Origin of the sequence: Pantoea sp. B65, assembly GCF_047308185.1 — a bacterium.
Lineage (GTDB): Bacteria > Pseudomonadota > Gammaproteobacteria > Enterobacterales > Enterobacteriaceae > Erwinia.
Genome location: NZ_JAHXPU010000011.1, coordinates 138594 through 156647 on the forward strand (window position 1 = coordinate 138594; position 18054 = coordinate 156647).

Annotated in this window: 26 protein-coding genes; 9 read left to right on the forward strand and 17 right to left on the reverse strand. The window is 48.8% G+C overall.

The annotated features are described in order from the left end of the window. Positions 1–59: 59 nt before the first annotated feature. Together JWF83_RS01510 and JWF83_RS01515 are read left to right on the forward strand one after the other, a co-directional pair. Positions 60–1829, forward strand: coding sequence for a terminase ATPase subunit family protein (locus JWF83_RS01510; RefSeq protein WP_413648125.1), 1770 nt, complete (start codon positions 60–62; stop codon positions 1827–1829). A 1-nt stretch (position 1830) separates the two neighbouring features. Further along, positions 1831–2877 carry a phage portal protein gene (locus JWF83_RS01515; RefSeq protein ID WP_413648126.1) on the forward strand — a complete coding sequence of 349 codons (1047 nt, stop codon included), beginning with the start codon at positions 1831–1833 and terminating at the stop codon, positions 2875–2877. A 377-nt stretch (positions 2878–3254) separates the two neighbouring features. Here the strand turns inward: JWF83_RS01515 and JWF83_RS01520 are convergent, their stop codons facing one another. The 13 genes from JWF83_RS01520 to JWF83_RS01580 form a co-directional block, all read right to left on the reverse strand. Further along, a complete protein-coding gene (locus JWF83_RS01520; RefSeq protein WP_413648434.1) occupies positions 3255–4055 on the reverse strand; it encodes a hypothetical protein in 801 nt (266 codons plus the stop codon). An 88-nt stretch (positions 4056–4143) separates the two neighbouring features. Then, on the reverse strand, positions 4144–4584 hold the full coding sequence (locus JWF83_RS01525) for a DinI family protein (RefSeq protein ID WP_413648127.1): 441 nt from the start codon (positions 4582–4584) through the stop codon (positions 4144–4146). Positions 4585–4702: 118 nt separating this feature from the next. Continuing rightward, the gene (locus JWF83_RS01530) at positions 4703–6928 is read right to left on the reverse strand and encodes a replication endonuclease (RefSeq protein WP_413648129.1); all 2226 of its coding nucleotides are present in this window, start codon (positions 6926–6928) and stop codon (positions 4703–4705) included. Next, the gene (locus tag JWF83_RS01535; RefSeq protein ID WP_413648130.1) at positions 6921–7202 is read right to left on the reverse strand and encodes a DUF5405 family protein; all 282 of its coding nucleotides are present in this window, start codon (positions 7200–7202) and stop codon (positions 6921–6923) included. Before JWF83_RS01535 ends, JWF83_RS01530 begins: the two co-directional genes overlap by 8 nt. Then, the gene (locus tag JWF83_RS01540) at positions 7199–7603 is read right to left on the reverse strand and encodes a hypothetical protein (RefSeq protein ID WP_413648131.1); all 405 of its coding nucleotides are present in this window, start codon (positions 7601–7603) and stop codon (positions 7199–7201) included. Before JWF83_RS01540 ends, JWF83_RS01535 begins: the two co-directional genes overlap by 4 nt. Beyond that, positions 7600–8184, reverse strand: a complete 585-nt coding sequence (locus JWF83_RS01545; RefSeq protein WP_413648132.1) for a 3'-5' exonuclease — start codon at positions 8182–8184, stop codon at positions 7600–7602. Before JWF83_RS01545 ends, JWF83_RS01540 begins: the two co-directional genes overlap by 4 nt. Continuing rightward, positions 8181–8408, reverse strand: a complete 228-nt coding sequence (locus JWF83_RS01550; protein ID WP_413648134.1) for a TraR/DksA family transcriptional regulator — start codon at positions 8406–8408, stop codon at positions 8181–8183. Before JWF83_RS01550 ends, JWF83_RS01545 begins: the two co-directional genes overlap by 4 nt. Further along, positions 8408–8626 (reverse strand): hypothetical protein, encoded by a 219-nt coding sequence (locus tag JWF83_RS01555; RefSeq protein WP_257247621.1) that lies wholly within the window; start codon positions 8624–8626, stop codon positions 8408–8410. The genes JWF83_RS01550 and JWF83_RS01555 overlap by 1 nt, the downstream gene beginning before the upstream one ends. Then, complete coding sequence (locus JWF83_RS01560) at positions 8626–8853, reverse strand: DUF2732 domain-containing protein (RefSeq protein ID WP_023333493.1); 228 nt, start codon at positions 8851–8853, stop codon at positions 8626–8628. The genes JWF83_RS01555 and JWF83_RS01560 overlap by 1 nt, the downstream gene beginning before the upstream one ends. Positions 8854–8920: 67 nt before the next feature. Continuing rightward, positions 8921–9259, reverse strand: coding sequence for a DUF5347 domain-containing protein (locus tag JWF83_RS01565; protein WP_000963463.1), 339 nt, complete (start codon positions 9257–9259; stop codon positions 8921–8923). After that, complete coding sequence (locus JWF83_RS01570) at positions 9223–9423, reverse strand: phage filamentation protein Fil family protein (protein ID WP_040151250.1); 201 nt, start codon at positions 9421–9423, stop codon at positions 9223–9225. The genes JWF83_RS01565 and JWF83_RS01570 overlap by 37 nt, the downstream gene beginning before the upstream one ends. A gap of 7 nt (positions 9424–9430) precedes the next feature. Continuing rightward, positions 9431–9940: a phage regulatory CII family protein gene (locus JWF83_RS01575; RefSeq protein ID WP_020316738.1), complete on the reverse strand. Its 510-nt coding sequence runs from the start codon at positions 9938–9940 to the stop codon at positions 9431–9433. Positions 9941–9970: 30 nt separating this feature from the next. Beyond that, positions 9971–10234: a hypothetical protein gene (locus JWF83_RS01580; RefSeq protein ID WP_001630878.1), complete on the reverse strand. Its 264-nt coding sequence runs from the start codon at positions 10232–10234 to the stop codon at positions 9971–9973. Between the two features lie 135 nt (positions 10235–10369). Between JWF83_RS01580 and JWF83_RS01585 the strand changes: the two genes are divergently transcribed. The 7 genes from JWF83_RS01585 to JWF83_RS01615 all read left to right on the forward strand — a co-directional run bounded on the left by JWF83_RS01585 (position 10370) and on the right by JWF83_RS01615 (position 15952). Next, positions 10370–10957: a phage repressor protein CI gene (locus tag JWF83_RS01585; RefSeq protein WP_413648136.1), complete on the forward strand. Its 588-nt coding sequence runs from the start codon at positions 10370–10372 to the stop codon at positions 10955–10957. Further along, positions 10957–11955, forward strand: a complete 999-nt coding sequence (locus tag JWF83_RS01590) for a tyrosine-type recombinase/integrase (protein WP_413648138.1) — start codon at positions 10957–10959, stop codon at positions 11953–11955. The genes JWF83_RS01585 and JWF83_RS01590 overlap by 1 nt, the downstream gene beginning before the upstream one ends. A 19-nt stretch (positions 11956–11974) precedes the next feature. Further along, positions 11975–12928 carry a hypothetical protein gene (locus JWF83_RS01595; protein ID WP_413648139.1) on the forward strand — a complete coding sequence of 318 codons (954 nt, stop codon included), beginning with the start codon at positions 11975–11977 and terminating at the stop codon, positions 12926–12928. Between the two features lie 271 nt (positions 12929–13199). Then, positions 13200–13565 (forward strand): hypothetical protein, encoded by a 366-nt coding sequence (locus tag JWF83_RS01600; protein WP_413648140.1) that lies wholly within the window; start codon positions 13200–13202, stop codon positions 13563–13565. 9 nt (positions 13566–13574) lie between these two features. Next, positions 13575–14024, forward strand: a complete 450-nt coding sequence (locus JWF83_RS01605; RefSeq protein WP_413648142.1) for a DUF3828 domain-containing protein — start codon at positions 13575–13577, stop codon at positions 14022–14024. A 337-nt stretch (positions 14025–14361) separates the two neighbouring features. After that, positions 14362–15666, forward strand: coding sequence for a type II toxin-antitoxin system HipA family toxin YjjJ (gene yjjJ, locus JWF83_RS01610; protein WP_413648144.1), 1305 nt, complete (start codon positions 14362–14364; stop codon positions 15664–15666). 85 nt (positions 15667–15751) lie between these two features. After that, positions 15752–15952 carry a hypothetical protein gene (locus JWF83_RS01615; RefSeq protein WP_413648145.1) on the forward strand — a complete coding sequence of 67 codons (201 nt, stop codon included), beginning with the start codon at positions 15752–15754 and terminating at the stop codon, positions 15950–15952. Positions 15953–16121: 169 nt separating this feature from the next. Here the strand turns inward: JWF83_RS01615 and JWF83_RS01620 are convergent, their stop codons facing one another. The 4 genes from JWF83_RS01620 to JWF83_RS01635 form a co-directional block, all read right to left on the reverse strand. Further along, positions 16122–16379 (reverse strand): hypothetical protein, encoded by a 258-nt coding sequence (locus JWF83_RS01620; RefSeq protein WP_413648146.1) that lies wholly within the window; start codon positions 16377–16379, stop codon positions 16122–16124. Next, entirely contained in the window at positions 16376–16858 is a 483-nt protein-coding gene (locus JWF83_RS01625; protein ID WP_413648148.1) for a DUF2778 domain-containing protein, read from the reverse strand. The genes JWF83_RS01620 and JWF83_RS01625 overlap by 4 nt, the downstream gene beginning before the upstream one ends. A 339-nt stretch (positions 16859–17197) precedes the next feature. Next, positions 17198–17413: a Hok/Gef family protein gene (locus JWF83_RS01630; protein ID WP_413648149.1), complete on the reverse strand. Its 216-nt coding sequence runs from the start codon at positions 17411–17413 to the stop codon at positions 17198–17200. A gap of 396 nt (positions 17414–17809) precedes the next feature. Next, entirely contained in the window at positions 17810–18040 is a 231-nt protein-coding gene (locus JWF83_RS01635) for a Hok/Gef family protein (RefSeq protein WP_413648150.1), read from the reverse strand. Positions 18041–18054 lie beyond the last annotated feature (14 nt).

Genomic DNA, 18054 nt, shown 5'->3' on the forward strand with positions numbered 1-18054 from the left:
AGCGAATCACTGACGGCCATTAAGTAGCCTTGCCCTGAATCCACTACGGCGAGGCATCAATGACCATTTCCATAGATACAACCTTGTTGCATGACCCGCGACGGCAGGCATCGCTGCTTTACTGGCAGGGTTTTTCCGTGCCACAGATTGCCGAAATGCTGCAGGTCAAGCGCCCGACCGTGCAGAGCTGGAAGCAGCGCGACGGCTGGGACGGCATCGCACCGATTTCCCGCGTCGAAAGCAGCCTTGAGGCCAGGCTGATTCAGCTCATCGCCAAGCCGCAAAAGTCAGGCGGCGACTTCAAAGAGATTGACCTGCTCGGGCGGCAGATTGAGCGACTGGCGCGCGTTAACCGCTACAGCCAGACCGGCAACGAGGTCGACCTTAACCCCAATGTCGCCAACCGCAACAAGGGCGAGCGTAAGAAGCCGAAAAAGAACTTTTTCAGCGACGAGGCTATCGAAAAACTGGAGGAATTATTTTTCGACCAGTCTTTCGAGTACCAGTTGCAGTGGTACCGCGCAGGACTGGCGCACCGTATTCGCGACATTCTCAAATCCCGCCAGATTGGCGCGACGTTCTATTTCTCCCGCGAGGCGCTGCTGCGCGCGCTCAAGACCGGCCACAACCAAATTTTTCTGTCGGCCAGTAAAACGCAGGCTTACGTGTTCCGCGAATACATCATCCAGTTTGCGCGACTGGTCGACGTCGACCTGACCGGCGACCCGATTGTCATCGGCAACAACGGCGCAAAGCTGATTTTTCTCGGTACCAATTCCAACACGGCGCAGAGCCATAACGGCGACCTGTATGTCGATGAAATATTCTGGATCCCGAATTTTCAGAAGCTGCGCAAAGTCGCGTCGGGCATGGCCTCGCAGAAGCACCTGCGCTCAACCTACTTTTCAACACCTTCCACGCTGGCGCACGGCGCTTACCCCTTCTGGTCTGGCGAGCTGTTCAACAAGGGGCGCAGCCGGATTGCCGACCGCATCGAAATCGACATCAGTCATAACGCCCTCGCCAGTGGCCAGCTCTGCGACGATGGCCAGTGGCGGCAGATTGTCACCATTGAGGACGCCCTTGCCGGTGGCTGTACCCTGTTCGACCTCGACCAGCTCAAACGCGAAAACAGCGATGAGGACTTTAAGAATCTGTTTATGTGCGAGTTTGTCGACGATAAAGCGTCGGTATTCCCGTTCGAGGAGCTGCAGCGCTGCATGGTCGACGTGATGGAAGAATGGGAGGACTTTGCCCCGTTCGCCGACCATCCGTTCGGCTCGCGCCCTGTCTGGATTGGCTACGACCCGTCACACACCGGCGACAGCGCCGGGTGTGTTGTGCTCGCGCCGCCGGTGGTCTCGGGTGGCAAGTTCCGCATGCTGGAGCGCCACCAGTGGAAAGGCATGGACTTTGCCGCTCAGGCAGAGGGCATCCGTGGGCTTACCGAGAAATACAACGTCGAATACATCGGCATTGACGCAACCGGCCTCGGCCTCGGCGTATTCCAGTTGGTGCGCTCATTCTACCCGGCGGCACGCGGCATCCGTTACACGCCTGAGATGAAAACCGCGATGGTACTCAAGGCAAAAGACACCATTCGCCGTGGCTGTCTGGAGTATGACGCCGGGGCGACCGACGTCACGCAGTCGTTTATGTCCATCCGCAAAACCATGACCAGCAGCGGGCGCAGCACCACCTACGAGGCCAGCCGCACCGAGGAAGCCAGTCACGCCGATATCGCATGGGCGACCATGCACGCCCTGTTAAACGAACCGCTTTCCGCCGGTAGCGGCATGCAGCCTAAATCTATTCTGGAGTTCAACTAAAATGGGTAAACAAAAATCCCGCAAAGCCGCTGCGCAGAAGGCCAGCAAGCCACAACACCTGACCGCCAGCGCACCGCCAAAAACAACAGCTTTCACCTTCGGCGAGCCGGTGCCGGTACTCGATAAGCGCGATATTCTGGATTACGTCGAGTGCATCAGTAACGGCAAATGGTACGAGCCGCCGGTCAGCTTTTCCGGGCTGGCAAAGAGCCTGCGCTCTGCTGTACATCACAGCTCACCGATTTACGTTAAGCGCAACGTGCTCGCGAGCACCTACATTCCGCACCCGCTGTTGTCCCGTCAGGATTTCAGCCGCTTTGCGCTCGACTATCTGGTATTCGGTAACGCCTTTCTTGAGCAGCGCCACAGCGTCACCGGCCAGTTAATCAAGCTGCTGGCCTCACCGGCCAAATACACCCGGCGCGGGGTCGACGATTCGATTTTCTGGTTTGTAGAAAACTTCACTCTACCGCATGAGTTCGCACCTGATAGCGTGTTTCACCTGCTGGAGCCCGACATTAACCAGGAGATTTACGGCCTGCCCGAATATCTCAGCGCGCTTAATTCCGCCTGGCTGAATGAATCCGCGACGCTATTCCGCCGCAAGTATTATCAGAACGGCGCGCACGCGGGTTACATCATGTATGTGACCGACCCGGCGCAGAGCGCGACCGACGTCGAATCGCTGCGCGAGGCGATGCGCAACTCGAAAGGGCTCGGCAACTTTAAGAACCTGTTTTTCTACGCCCCCGGCGGAAAACCGGACGGCATTAAAATCGTGCCACTGAGCGAGGTCGCCACAAAGGATGACTTTTTCAACATCAAGAAAGCCAGCGCCGCCGACCTGATGGACGCGCACCGCGTACCGTTCCAGCTTATGGGCGGTAAGCCCGAGAATATCGGCTCACTCGGTGACGTTGAGAAGGTGGCAAAGGTGTTCGTGCGAAACGAGCTATCGCCCCTGCAGGACAGGTTCAGAGAGGTAAACGACTGGCTCGGCATGGAGGTCATCAGGTTCAAAGAGTACACCCTCGACAACCCGGAATAATCCACCTCAAGCCGCCAGCAAGGCGGCTTTCTCATACCCCGCCATCATCACGCCTCATACGCGCCACGCGCGCACGACCACACCAGACCACCAATGAGCCGACAACAATCACGACAGCGCCATCACGACGCGCTCAGACGATAATTTTTATTATTACGCACCACCGCTGGCGCGCAATGCTTTCCCCGCCACGCCTGCCCGCTTTATGGGTCGGTTTGAATGCGGTTGCATGACCACGCTGGATCCGCGCCAGCACTGGCGGCGCACGGTTTGAGCGTACAAGCATGACGCATGCAAAACAATGCACCTGATGCATGCACAGCTATAAAAACAGAAATTCGGCACTCAGACGGATAATCTAACGACGAATACACTCGTTACTTCATTACTCCTATAAAAGCGGCAACCATACTTCCCAAACCACCGACAGCAGCAAATAAAGTAGCCCAAAACATACTTCGCTGGCTGCTTATATTCTCTTTATAACGTTGTTCGGTTTTGTTGAAATTAGCTAAGGTATTGACCGATTTTCCGCTAGGTTTATACCCCTGCTGAAACTTTAAAAGGTCACCATTTTCTACAAGTGAATCAAGGCATAAACGAAGCTCTTTTTGTAGCCTTGACGGATCATCATGATAGATCCATAACCTACCCGCAACATCATTCATTATAAGAATCTCGCTGAATGGTCTTTCGCCTTGCTGTTCTCTATAAATCCTGACAACTGAAGTTAAGACAGTCATCGCATCAGTAATCTCTTGCTTGCGTTGACGATATAAAAATTTCTCACGGCTAAGTTTTTTGTTTTCACTATTAGCAAATCTTTTGAGTTTCCATACTTTAAAACAGCCCAATTCATCTAGTGAATTAAATTTAAATTCATGTGCATGATAATAAAAAATACCAGAAAAAGAATTAGCATTAAGCTGCTCTGGCTTAAGATCAACATCAATATTAAAGATATTACGTTGAACATCCCATTCTTTTGCTTTTATCACTCCGTCAATATATCTATCAAATAGATATTCTTTACCATCATCATCTTTGATATAAACGGAATACATATCATAATGTATGGCATTCTCATACATTAAACTAATTCTGCCGTTGTCCGGCGTTCGCTTTTGCTCAAAAATCTCAAGATGCTTTCTAACATCAACATTATTAATATGCAGCATATCCATGATTTTCCTTTGTGTGTAATCCCATAAAAAAACAACCCCATGCTATCAAACATGGAGTCAAGATTTGCTCATTTTTCAGAAGCTAACGCCAACTCTCATCTTCCCAAACTTCTTGAAGAATACTATCCAGCGCTTCGCGGTCTGAATCTTTATCGAACCCCATCAATTCGACGCCAGTCATGGAGCCCTTTTTAACGGTAACGCGCGTTGACGGGAAAACAGACTGTATCCGTCGGGTCAATTCGCATTGAAAGGCATCAATAACTGGCTGGCCTATTTTTTGGTCTTTATCTAACGTGATGTTTACTTTCACTTTGCCCTCTGTTGCAAAAGGTTCATCAACAGGCGCTGCGGAAAAAACAACAGAAAAATTGTTATTTTTCATTAGATTGCCTCTTGCTATCTCCGCAATCAAATTCAACGCAATTTCACGATCTCTTTCCTGGCAAGTACCTTCCGCCGTCAGACGCGCAATCATTTCGACCCGCTCAATCATAACGTGCTCGCTTAACTCTCTATCCACATAACCTCCACCATGAGATACTGTATAAACATACAGTATCACGTAATAACAAAAGGTGTGAAGAAAATAATCATGAAGAAATTCACTGTATGTACATGATATGGATGAGTATTAACGGTTACTTATTCTTTGCCATTTCTGCTAAAGTCGCAGCACGATTGAGGACTTTCCTAGCTTTTGCCTGATGTGATGGTGCAGCCGCAAATATTTCACCGCGAGAGGTTCCTCGCAGCCATTTACCATTAATGCAACTTTTACCACCCGCCATCAGGTGCAGGGCTTCGCCCCGGCTGATGATTATGCCGGTCGTCAGATGTATCTCGTCGATAGCTTTCTCTATCGTGGTATTTTGCTCAACCGTTCCGTGGTTAAATCTTCTCCGTGTAGCTGGCTTTTGCTTCCTGAGTCGCTTCGTCAACTCTCTCCTTTCACGCCGACTTAGTTTTTTTGATAAATCGAGTATCGGTGGATCGCTTTCGCTTCCCGTACAGTTATTGACAGAACTCCGAGAGGGCGCAGAAGCGCCCTTAACATCAACGGCCAAATCAACGGCACGCTTCGGCACAATTTTCCACTGCGTTAACCGGGTTAAAATCGGGGTGCCAGCGCCGACAACAGAGTCGTAGACGCCACGGATGCAGACGGTTTCCTCGCCATACTGATTAAACTCGGCGCGCGGTTCATACAGTGTGCGCACCTGCAAATCATCGCGACGGACAAACGGCCCACCCTGCGCATTAACGTAACCAGCCCAGTCACCAGCGTCGGCGGCATCATGGACGGCGGCAAACTCAACGCTCAGACCATGTGCGGTCTCGGTGTCAGCGAGACGGCGCAACTCACGGTAGACCGTCACTGGCGCACCGCCGATAAACTGAAACTGACGGATGTGCCAGCGTGCCGCCCATGCAGAAACGGCGGGGGCTGTCTCTTTCAGCAGCTCACCGCTTTCGTCATCGGTTTCACCATCAAGAGCATAGCCGTCGATGTTTTTGGAAATGTATTTAGCGACATAGCCGGTAGCGCTGCCCTTTTCCGGGTCAATGGCCTCGGCATGAAAGCGCGCCTTTTTGGCTTTATCGCTTCTCAGTTCGTGACGGTCTTCCTCCCACGCATAATCGCGAATGATGAGGCGCACGCGCTCGACGTCTTCCGGTAACATGAACATAAGCATGTGCCAATGCGGCGTTCCGTCGTGATGAGGCTCGGCAACACGTATGCCAAAAATGCGGATTTCTTCCCGGTGTAGCTTGGCGCGAATACGCGCCCAAAGGCCGGTGAGATAACCTTGCGTATCCGACGGGCTGGCTCCGTTCCATTTGCTGTTACGATATCCCGCTTTGGTCGTGGCGTGATATTTAGACGGTGCTGTCAGGGTGTAAAACTCCCCGACGTATCCGAGGTCATTGCAGATATTTTCAAACCCACGGATGCGGGTCATCAGCTCGCAGCGACGTATCGCAGGATTGGCGACCGAGCCATCATATTTTTCAATCAGGCTGATGCGGTTGCCGTCTTCGTCTTCGAGATCCAGCCCCTTGAGAAATTCACGCGTGCGGCGCTTCTGCTCGCGCCAGTCGTTCACGCAGTTTTTACTCGCGTATGCGTGTCGTTTTTTGCTGACATTGCCGACTGCGATTTGCAGGTGTTCGCGCCATGCAGCCGCAATGCGTCGCAAGCGGCCACGCCACCAAACCTCATTAAACATGCGGGTGATAGCAGGGGCGATTTCATCCTCACCGACATATTTCTTTGTCACACGCTCCCAATGCGGCGGGTTAACGTTGAATTGCAGGGCAATAATACCGGCGCGCATGTACCACGTGTACAGCGTTTTAAGCTCGCTAAATCCGGTGTCATCAATGTCGGCCAGTTCAGCACGAATGAAATTAGCGATATCAGCGGCCAAAAGGTCGATATCGGCGCGCGACATATCAGGGAGGCGGTTAAATCTGGCGACCATATTGACCATACGTGACGCCAGATATTGCATAAGCTGGGTATCAAAATGACCACCAAAAACAGCGGCTGATACATTGCTGTTGATACCCGCGCACTCGTATTTTTTTGCGACCAGTTCAAGACGCGGCAATGCCTTTTTACAGAAGCTGATTAAAAAGGCATTAGCTCGTTGACTGCCCTGATTTTGCTCCAGCACCGCAGCGGTACGATAAACATCAAAACGCACGCACTCAGGCTGGAGAGAAAGCACCTTTCTCGCATGCAGCAAAGCCGCGAACATACGGTCGCGGCGATACTGTTGGTCATAGGTAAGGTATGGGCTGGCTATTGCCGACCGTGGAGTATTCCACGGATAAGCATAAGCAACCGTAGAGCTATGCATCAGCGCTAGCCCCTTCAATGGATGCAATGCATAGTTGCCCTACCCGCTCAATTTCTGCCGCCATAGCGTCAATGGCGGTAATATCCGACCCATGAATATGATGGTGTATCAGGCCGGAAATAAGCTGGTTAATCTTCGGATAATAGCCGATAGTGTCGAGCCATTCCTCACCAGCTTTTTTACCGGACTTAACGACTTTCTTTTCATTCAGAATGAATTGATATTGGTCGCTGGTAATAACCCATTTGTCACCTATTTCGATACGAATGCTCATGCTTTACCGCCTTTTTTAATAGCGGAGCGACAAGCATTCCAGCCTTTGACCCATTGCTTATAATTGGCCGGTTTAATACCGTGTTGAGTTAAAGCAATCTTTCCGGTCATTTCGGTTGGGATAAATTCAGAAATAGCCAAATCAACGGCTACCGTAAAGACCTTATTTGCCATTGGTGGAATTTTGGGGCCTTTTGCTGGTGCAAACATTTTATTATTAATAACCGAGCCAGCTTTAACAGATGCCTCTCTGCGCTCCCGAAGTTCTTCCAGCGCGGCCACTATACCTGCGTGATATATCTGGTCGACAATACGTCGCTCGTCGTGAGCATTATCATTAGCCAGACTTTCAATCGCGATAAGCTGGTTTAAACTTTCATCGGTTATGCGGTTCATAGTCATACTGCACCGCCTTGTGCTAAAGCTTTGATGACACCAACTGTCATTTTACAATCTGCTAAAGCACGGTGTGCCTGCCCTTCGACCACAACCCCTTCATGCGCAGCGGCATCAACTAATTTATGCCACTTATAACCGTGATATTTTCCCGGCTCGCCACGATACTCTGCATATAATTTCATGGCGCACAGGGAATACTCATCCATAAACGAAGATAGTCCGTCCGTCCCTAATCCATTTAATTCCGCTGTTTGACGTATCAGGCGAATATCATAATCAGCATTATAAATAACGAACCCGTAATTAAAGAAAAGGTCAGCTACTGCACCGTGTACATCTTTCCAAGTTGGTGCATGAGCAACCATTTCATTTGTAATGCCATGAATTGCTATAGCCTCATCGGGAATAGGTTTAGTCGGTTTAATTAGCGTATTCAGCATAATGAAACCATTTTTATCTATAATGCAGATTTCAACGATTTCCGCATCATCACCCAATCCAGTCGTTTCGGTATCAATAAATAAGCGCCCATCATCAAGCCAACGTTTGGCACGTTGACTAATTTTCGTATTGATAATGCTCATACAGCACCTCCGTTATAGTGTTTACCTTTAAGCTCTAAAATTTCCTGGCAAGTTACGCAGCACTGCACGCCCGGTATCGCAATACGGCGAGCTTCCGGGATTGGTGCGTCGCATTCTTCACAGAGGAAACGAGAGGGAGCAGCGATGCGGCTGCGTGCGGTGTTGATATGGCGCTCGCGGTCTTCCTGCTCACGCTGTTGTGCTAAATCCATTGCGTCGGCCATTAGCGCTTCTCCTCCGCAGTTACTTCAAAGTCTTTGCTGTTAATTGAAATGGTGGTTATTCCCTTGTCGTCTTCTCCGCGCATGCCGACGAAATCATCGATATAAAAGACAGCCATACGCCCATCGCGGCGTAAAAAGGTACCAAGGCGAGGTGGCCGAGAGCCGTCTTTGCGAGTAATGATTACCCGCTGGTTAGGCTTTAAGTGGCTGGTTTTCATTAGTGCAGCTCCTGTGATTCGTTCTCAAATCGGGTGGCTTCACGGCGCAGCAGTTCAGCGGCTTCGGTGCCGCTCATCCCCTCTTTGGTGATATGAATCGCCAGTGCCTCAAGACGGATTGAAACAGCGAGTGCGCGGTCTTTACGTTCTTCTTTTTTGGCATCGGTCAGCAATACGGCCAGCGCATCGCTATCAGTGTTAAAACTACGGGTTACGGTATTACGCATAATTGATTCTCCTGATTTCGGGCAATAAGAAGCCCGGCGGGTTTACGCCATTAAATTTCTGTTTGGATTAATTCGGCATGGTTAGCCGTTTGGGAAATAAACTCACCACTGCACGAAAATGATTCATCGCTGTAATAAGCGCCTTTTTCTCGTCAGTAGTCAGCTCACTTAATTCGAGCTCATGACGAGCCGCCGGGATTTTTGCCAGAAAGAAAATAGCGGCCAGCGCCCGATTATTTTCTTCAAATTGTGGGTCACGTTTATCGCGCATATCATCGACAAATCGCTCAACCTCTTTCCAGCTATCGCCCCAATATCTCGCGCGCAGTTCAGCCACATGATTGAGACCGGCCAGACGTTCACCCGCTTTTAGCGGAACAGTTGCGGAAACAGCTTCGATAGCCATGATTCCCCCTGCTTTTGAGTAGAGAGGCCAGCAAGTAAATCAGCCTGTGAGCGGCTCGGGTGCCAACGCTTGCCGTCCTTACCTGCGATCCAGCCGTGGCCGTAGTGCATGCCGGGGCTTTGTTTAACGAGCAGAGACGCGAATGACGGTTCACTTTTCAGCATACGCACCTCAAATCAGCCCGAAGGATGCGCCAATACCGCTCATGGTATCGACCACGCTCGACATAGCGGGATTAGTCTGCAGACGCGCATGCAACGCCAGCGCCGACAACGACAACATGCGAATGCCAGCATTAACGCTTTCAATCATGTTGTGCTTACGGGCAGAGGTCAGGCGTTCATCAGATACCGCACCGCTCGCCAGCTCGCCGAGTTCACGCATTGCGCGCATGACATAAGACTGCAATTTGTCTTTAGCCAGCTCATTAACCGGTACACATGGCAGGCAATGAATCTGCGCCAGAAAACCATCAACGAGGGTTGAGTCTTCGGTAAGGTCAGTTAGTAGCCACAATTCAGGCGGCGTGAACTGGTGAGGCTGTTCCGGGTTGAGCTTGTTACGTAACGTCTGAACATTCATACCCGCACGCTCGGCCAGCTTCGCCATGTTGTGACGCTGCGCAAAAGCGCGGCATGCTTCGTCATAGTGGGGATGTTTGGAAACCTGAAAATCAAACATGTTGCATCCTTACAATTCACATAAAGTGAATCAAGCGCCGATGACGAGTTGAAAACGGGAATGACCCAACGCCTTACGCAACTGTTCTTCTTTCCAGCGTGCGTAATAAATACGAATCGGGCCACCTGCTTTCTTACAGCCTTTACGGATGGTGCGGGGTTCGATTGGTACACAAGGGTTGTCGCCGGTTGTCCAGCGGTAAGCGGTGCGTTCAGAAACACCCTCAAGCTCTGCGAATTGTTGCAGAGTAACGATAGGTGCAGGCACTTTGATGATTGCGATTTCAGAAGCCATATTGCATGATTCCCTATTTGCCAATACTTACAATTAATGGTCATCAGTTTGCCAACGTTTGCCATTAATCACCTTAGGTTTAGCCGCATACTAATGCGCAAAAGCCGCAACAGTCAATACGTGGATGCGAATTTTATGCAAATCGATTCAGGAATCAGTAACGAACATGTCTTAGACAGGATTTGTGATGTTTACGGTTACGCCCAAAAAATACAGCTCGCTCGGCACTTCAATATCGCTGCCAGCTCCCTGCAGAACCGCTACACGCGGGGCAGTATCTCTTATGACTTTATCGTCCATTGCGCTCTTGAAACTGGTGCCAATATTGAATGGTTGCTTACCGGAAAAGGGGATAAATTCGCAAACGACAAAGCATCGCCCTCTTGCACATCTGAGGAACTGACCATCAAATCATTCACATTAAGTGAAGGAAAACTGGTTGATGAGTCAGAAATAAGAATTTCAAAGTCACTTTTTAGCCGAGCTCCCCTTAGCCCACAATGCCTACGGTCAGACAACGTAATTCACTTTCTTGAGCTTGATGCTTCGCTCTCCGATGGCTCATGGCTTGTAGATATTGAGGGGGCAAAAAGTATCCGCGAGTTAACTGTTTTGCCTGGCAAAAAGTTACATGTGGCAGGCGGCAAAGTACCGTTTGAGTGTGGGATTGATGAGATAAAAACGATTGGCCGTGTAGTGGGTGTTTACAGCGAGGTTAATTGATGACTGTCCGTAAAAATCCGGCTGGCGGTTGGATTTGTGAGCTTTACCCAAACGGTGCAAAAGGCAAACGCATCAGAAAGAAATTCGCTACTAAGGGCGAGGCTCTGGCGTTTGAACAGTACACCGTTCAAAACCCGTGGCAGGAAGAAAAGGAAGACAGGCGCACGTTAAAAGAGCTGGTTGATTCATGGTATAGCGCTCATGGCATTACACTGAAAGACGGCTTGAAACGCCAGTTAGCCATGCACCATGCTTTTGAGTGTATGGGCGAACCACTCGCACGCGATTTCGATGCGCAGATGTTTTCCCGCTACCGAGAAAAACGGTTAAAAGGTGAGCATGCCCGTTCAAACAGAGTGAAAGAGGTATCACCTCGCACGCTTAATCTTGAGCTTGCCTACTTCCGGGCAGTGTTCAATGAGCTAAACCGCCTCGGAGAATGGAAGGGTGAAAACCCACTGAAAAATATGCGCCCATTCCGCACAGAAGAAATGGAAATGGCCTGGCTAACTCACGACCAAATTTCGCAACTGCTCGGAGAGTGTAATCGGCATGACCACCCTGATTTAGAAACCGTGGTAAGAATCTGTCTCGCCACTGGCGCACGGTGGTCTGAGGCCGAGAGCCTGAGAAAAAGCCAGCTCGCGAAATACAAAATCACATACACCAACACGAAAGGCAGAAAAAACCGCACCGTCCCAATCAGCAAAGAGCTCTATGAGTCTCTGCCTAATGATAAAAAAGGCCGGTTGTTTAGTGATTGCTATGGCGCGTTCCGGTCAGCTCTGGAAAGAACAGGCATCGAACTACCGGCAGGGCAGCTTACCCACGTTTTGCGCCACACCTTCGCCAGCCACTTTATGATGAATGGTGGTAATATTTTGGTATTGCAGCGCGTACTCGGCCATACCGACATAAAAATGACAATGCGATATGCGCACTTTGCCCCTGACCATTTAGAAGATGCAGTAAAATTAAATCCGCTCGCATATATATAGAATTCAGGAGGAATAAAAAATGCCTTTAGTACGTTCTGAGCATGAGCTCGAATTAGCGAAAGAATTATTAGATGATATTGAACTGTCACGCTTAAAAGTTGAACAATTAATATTAAAAGCATCTCGTTTAGCGAGACTATGTGGAAGTGAGGAGTTTCAAAATTGGCTTGGCTACGAAATGAGAGGCTACTATTCAGATGTTGATTTGTCCCTTAGATACATGGGACTTACAGGAAGATGGACCAATAGAGAGAAAGAAGAAGGTTATTGGAGCCCAATTGCTCAAATTGACTCGTTGATTATGGCCAAAACCACCGAATTGGAATCTATGACGACACCAAATGTTAGCGGTATCGAGTTTGCCAATACGGTGCTTACCAATCATTTAAATACTAGAGCAACAATCTCCGGAATGATATCAAAACTTACCGGGATTAGAAGTCGGGTTTTAGGGATTTTGCATACGTTCACGTCCGAAATTTATTATGAAAAAGAACTCGATTATCTGGCAGAGTCAATTTTTGAAAATTACAAAAAAGATGTTGATAATTTAATTTCAGGAATTTGTGGTGATGTTCTACAACAAATACCTTCCGTTGTTAACAGATTAGCTGAAGAAGAAGATGAGTCAGTAAGCCAAGCACTTACAACAGTAAGACGAATCATAGATAGTTTCGCTGATACAATCTTTCCTCCCTCAGATGAAACTTATGAGATTGGAGGAAACAATTTATCCCTCGATGCTTCAAAGCACCTCAACCGCCTGAATGCGTTTGTACATCAGAGAGTTGAAAGTAAATCCAGAAGGGATAAAATTCGCCAAAATCTTGCCAATCTTTATGGCAGAGTTTCAACAGGAGTACATGCTGATGTTTCAGTCGAAGAAGCAAAGTCACTTTTCCTAAACTGCTATCTCCTGCTGGGAGAAATCTTGCATATAAGCAAGCTAACTAAGATTGAAAATAATGAGTAGCAGTGGCGATAAATTGGCGGTAGAAATGGCGAATAATGGGTAATCATTGGCAAACAATGGCAATCTATGTCAATGATAAATAACGCAAACTATTGATTTTCGGTTGTTCCGGTAGGAACTCATAATCGCTTGGTCGCTGGTTCAAGTCCAGCAGGGGCCACCATTCAAAAAAGATACAAGCCCCGCTATTTTCCGGATTTTGCCAAAAGTATTTAAAGTATAAACAACGACTTAACTATTTCTTGTTATAAAACGTAGATAAGGATATCTAATGTGGGATAAGAATAAGGCTGTTGAACACCTTCGGAATCATGCACATACCGGCAGTACTGGTCAGTGTGCAAAATATGTGCGAGAAGCAATCGAAGCCGGTGGTATTACGGTACACCATACTCACAGTGCAAAAGACTATGGCGCTCAACTTAAAACCGCGGGTTTCACGGAAATTGCGGACTCAAGTTTTTTGCAACCTGGTGACGTTGCTGTAATCCAGCCAATACCCGGACATCCCCACGGACATATGGCAATGTATGACGGCGGGATATGGATCTCCGACTTCCGTCAGTATCACGGATTCTATCCAGGCCAGTCCTGGCGTAGCCAAAAGCCACCCTATATATTTTACCGCTACCCGTGAGGTAAAAAGATGCGCTTTAAGTTTCTGTTGCCGGGATTTCTCATCCTTGTTGCCTTATCCCTCCCTGCTCGGGCCAACGCAGCCCTGCAAAAACCTGAAGATTTTGTGCGACAGTTTTATGACTGGTATATCACGGCGGATAAAGGCAATAATCCGGCAGAGATGAGTGATGAAATCTATAAATATGTCGCAAAATCAACCACTGACCGGGTTCGGGCCGATATAAAACGAGGAAGTCTGCCAGGTGACGTGGCTTATTTCACCAAAGTACAGGATTACGATCCTGACGAGTGGAAAACGACCACCATCATCCACCCAGCTCTTGCCCTGAGTAATGGTATTACTCTGGTTACGGCTAGCTTCGGGAAACAAGATAAAACAGATATTGTCCTTTTTCTAAAGCTGGAGCATGGCGGCTGGAAAATTATCAAAGTCGATGACGTATTACCTTATCCCTAATCAGGTTGATTAAGGCCCCCTAATAGGGTGGCAGTAGCGGTGTTTGGTTTTAGCACGGGAGTCATTAATGGCTCCCGTCGGTTTTTAAACCTGCCACATGGGTAACGCTTTGTATTAGCCTTAGGTTGCTTATGAAGACATTACTAACATTTGGGTGTTAATCAACGGGGAGCAGGTCAGGCTCAATTTAATTACCCGGTTTGCACTAATCACATCACGATAGACTTCGACCAAGGTGTTGGGGCTATTCCCTCCGGGGTGACTGGTTGTAAATTAAGTGATAAGATATGTATTCATATATCTATTCACAAATCAATTCAAAAAGCGATTCAACATTATGCCTACTCGCTCTGACACGATACGCCGGCTGCTCAGCCAGGGCCCGATGCAAGCGCGGCAACTCATTGATATAATGAGCATTAGCCAGCCAACGCTGTCCCGTGCATTGAGAGATATTGGCGATGACATTGTTCGAATCGGGGCTGGTCCATCTATTCAATACGCTCTACGCGATGTTTATCGCGGATTCAGCTCTGCACCCATTTACCGCATCACTGATGAAGGACGCGTAACTTCCCTTGGCAAGCTCATTCCGGTTCATCCTGAGGGATTTGTCATGGTGCAGAGCAACAACGTAAGTCTCCATAGCGACGGGCTGCCGTGGTGGCTGTTTGACATGCGACCACAAGGGTATCTCGGACGAGCCTACGCATCAACGTATGCGGCTGATCTCGGCCTGCCGGCGAATCCAGAGCAATGGGCTGACCCGGATGTCGTTAGGGCGTTGCTTGCACATGGTCATGATGCTATCGGTAACCTGCTGATAGGGGAACAAGCACGAGAGCGCTTCCTTGAGATGCCGGAACCCACCCCAGTTGAACCCGCCGCAGCGTACCCCGCGTTGGCGTTAGCGGCCGGAGCCGGTGAAGCACCAGGGTCATCTGCTGGGGGTGAGCAGCCGAAATTTTGCACCTATACAGAACGCGGTCACGTCTTAGTGAAATTCTCGGCCCCAGACGATAATCCGGTTAGCGAACGCTGGCGCGACCTTCTGCTGGCCGAGCACTTGGCACTGAGGGTGCTTGGTGTGGAAACTGAGGTATATGATTTTGGTAGTCAGCGCTTCCTCGAGATCCCCCGATTCGACCGCGTTGGCCTGCTGGGTCGTATTGGCGTCTTCTCACTGCGGGCACTTGATGCAGAGTTTGTCGGCAATGCCAGTGCCCCCTGGCCTGTTCTGGTTAACAGCCTTGTTAAGGAAGGGCATGTCCATCCTGATGCCGCAGCTGCTACCGCCCGGCTTTGGGCATTTGGGATGCTAATTGGCAATACCGACATGCACCACGGGAACTTGTCGTTCATCAGCAGCCACGGTCGCCCGTATCACCTTGCACCGGCCTACGACATTCTGCCGATGGGGTTCGCTCCCAGAACGGGTGGCGCAATCGTGAACGAGCTTCGACCGGCATCACTACCGGAAGTAATTAGCAGGAATATCTGGCAGGAAGCGCTGGGCTTGGCTGAGAGCTTCTTTGTTATAGCTAGCAGTTGCGAGCGTTTCTCCGCCAATTTCGTCCCATGCCTTGAGGCATTACGCCATCATCTTGACGAGGCCAGATCGCGTATCGCCCGTCTGGGATAAAAAGCTGGCTCAACTTTACTGATCCACCCATTTTCCAGCTCAATATAGTCCAAAGCGTGCGGATATATACACAGGGTAGCTACAGGTGATACGTAAACTTCGTCATCAGGAGGATCGCACATCTAAGCTGATGGTAATCCACCCAGCTCTTGCCCTGAGTAATGGTATTACCCTGGTGACGGCTAGCTTCGGGAAACAAGATAAAACAGATATTGTCCTTTTTCTAAAGCTGGAGCATGACGGCTGGAAAATTATCAAAGTCGATGACGTATTACCTTATCCCTAATCCGGTTGATTAAGGCCCCCTAATAGGGTGGCAGTAGCGGTGTTTGGTTTTAGCACGGGGGTCATTAATGGCTCCCGTCGGTTTTTAAACCGGCCACATGGGTAACGCTTTTAGCCCTGACAGCACTCTTCTGGTAAGGGATATCAACCTCCCCGTATGCCCTCTCAGCCTATGAACGTCGCCTGGAGAGATAAGCAGACAGGGAAAAAACAGCGACCAGGGACAGCATAAAACTGATGACCAGCATCACTACATATATCATCCACCCCTGACCACTGAACCCCAGCTTTTGCAGCAGATTCAACAATGGTGATAACAACTGCCAGCCATTGCCGAAAGTGAACCAGTAAGTCACCAGTTCACTACCACCTACAAAAGCATAAACCGGAAATGTCAGTATCAGCGCGGCAATAATTTTCTTTATCATCTGACCTGCACTCGCCCGTAATGGTATAACGACGATCCGGGAACTCTCTCCATTTGCTGCGATTTCAGATACTGCCACAGGTGGTAATATTGCATAACATTTGGCAGCGTAATGCAGCCTTCACTCACACCAAAGCGGCCGACCGGATGCAGCCGAAAATGTCCACGCCTGACGCCATTAATAAACGTATAGTCATCAATCACACTGTCATTACGATAAAGTGCAAACCATCCGGCGCGATAGGTTCCGGCCAGGGTATCCTGCATAAAATCCCGTATTCTGCTCAGTCTGCCACCGCTTTCACGATCAACAATAAAATATTCCCCTTGTGGTAAGGGTCCATCAAAAGGTATCGCCGTGGAGGTGGGTTGATTACGATCCTCCCGGTTCCCTGAGAAGGCAAACACTGTGCCGAACCCATTACATACCATTTCTGACATATGGCGCCCATTCAGTTTGAAGTAACATTTTGCTGCCATAGAAACACTCCATGTGAATTAAAAAGTCTGATTCCATCTGATGAAATATTACATATATTGCATATTCGCAAAAACGACAATAGCTAAATTAACCCATTTTAAAATATCGTTTATAAAGGAATACCAATACAAAATATCGCAACCTCCGCTCAGAAACCACCAGAGGTGGCTATATACCGGGTAGTAATGCCGGAATGCTTGCTGAAAGATTCAAATAAAGTGCCACTATTTTCTCAATTTTCTCAACCACCATCAACAGCAGCAGTTTCAAAAGAAGGGCGCTCATGGATCATGCCACAACATCCAACGGGCGGGGACCGGCCCCGCCGTTGGGTTGCCTTACCGTCTGGATTCGTAAGCCAGGCTGGCAACCACCACTCTCCCTCCCTGTTTAATAACCAGTTCACAGAGTGAGCCTTTTGTTATCCACGTAAACAATAAAAAAGTCACGCATATAATTAACAGGCTCTGTAAAAGTAGTTTTGCTACCATCACTGGTTTCCTTCCTCCATTGCTTTCCAGCGGGCTAAAGGCTACCATTATGTTGTTGGGCATAAGGGTTGGCCTCACTTGTGTTAATTGCAGGTGGGGCCTTTCTCTTTCTGTCCCTTAAACATGCCCGGGACAAAAAGATCCAGAGCACCCGCTATGCAGCGTACCCTGAAAAATATTTTCCTGATAGCGTAACTTTCTTAGATATGAAGACGGTCAGATAATAATGTAATAAGAATGAAATCGCGCCAGTACAATTTTATAATAATGACAACAGAGTATCCTGTTACAGCAATACTTACCCCAGATAAACCGTCGGTGAACTGTCGGCTAAAATATAAGCATGTTTATTATATTTATTGATAATATTATCTTTCATATAAAATAACCTCAGAAGGGCGCTCATGGATCATGCCACAACATCCAACGGGCGGGGACCGGCCCCGCCGTTGGGTCGCCTTACCGTCTGGATTCGTAAGCCAGGCTGGCAACCAGCTCTATTCCCCCCTGACGAATAATCAGCTCACAGAGTGACTCTTCAGTTATCCACGTAAAAACCAGAAAAGTTACGCATATAACTATCAGACTCAGGAAAAACAGTTTTATTGCCATCTTTGGCTTCCTTCTTCCATTGCATTTCAGCGGGTAAAAGGCTACCTTTATGTTGTCTTGCATAAGGGTTGGCCTCATCAGTATTTATTTCT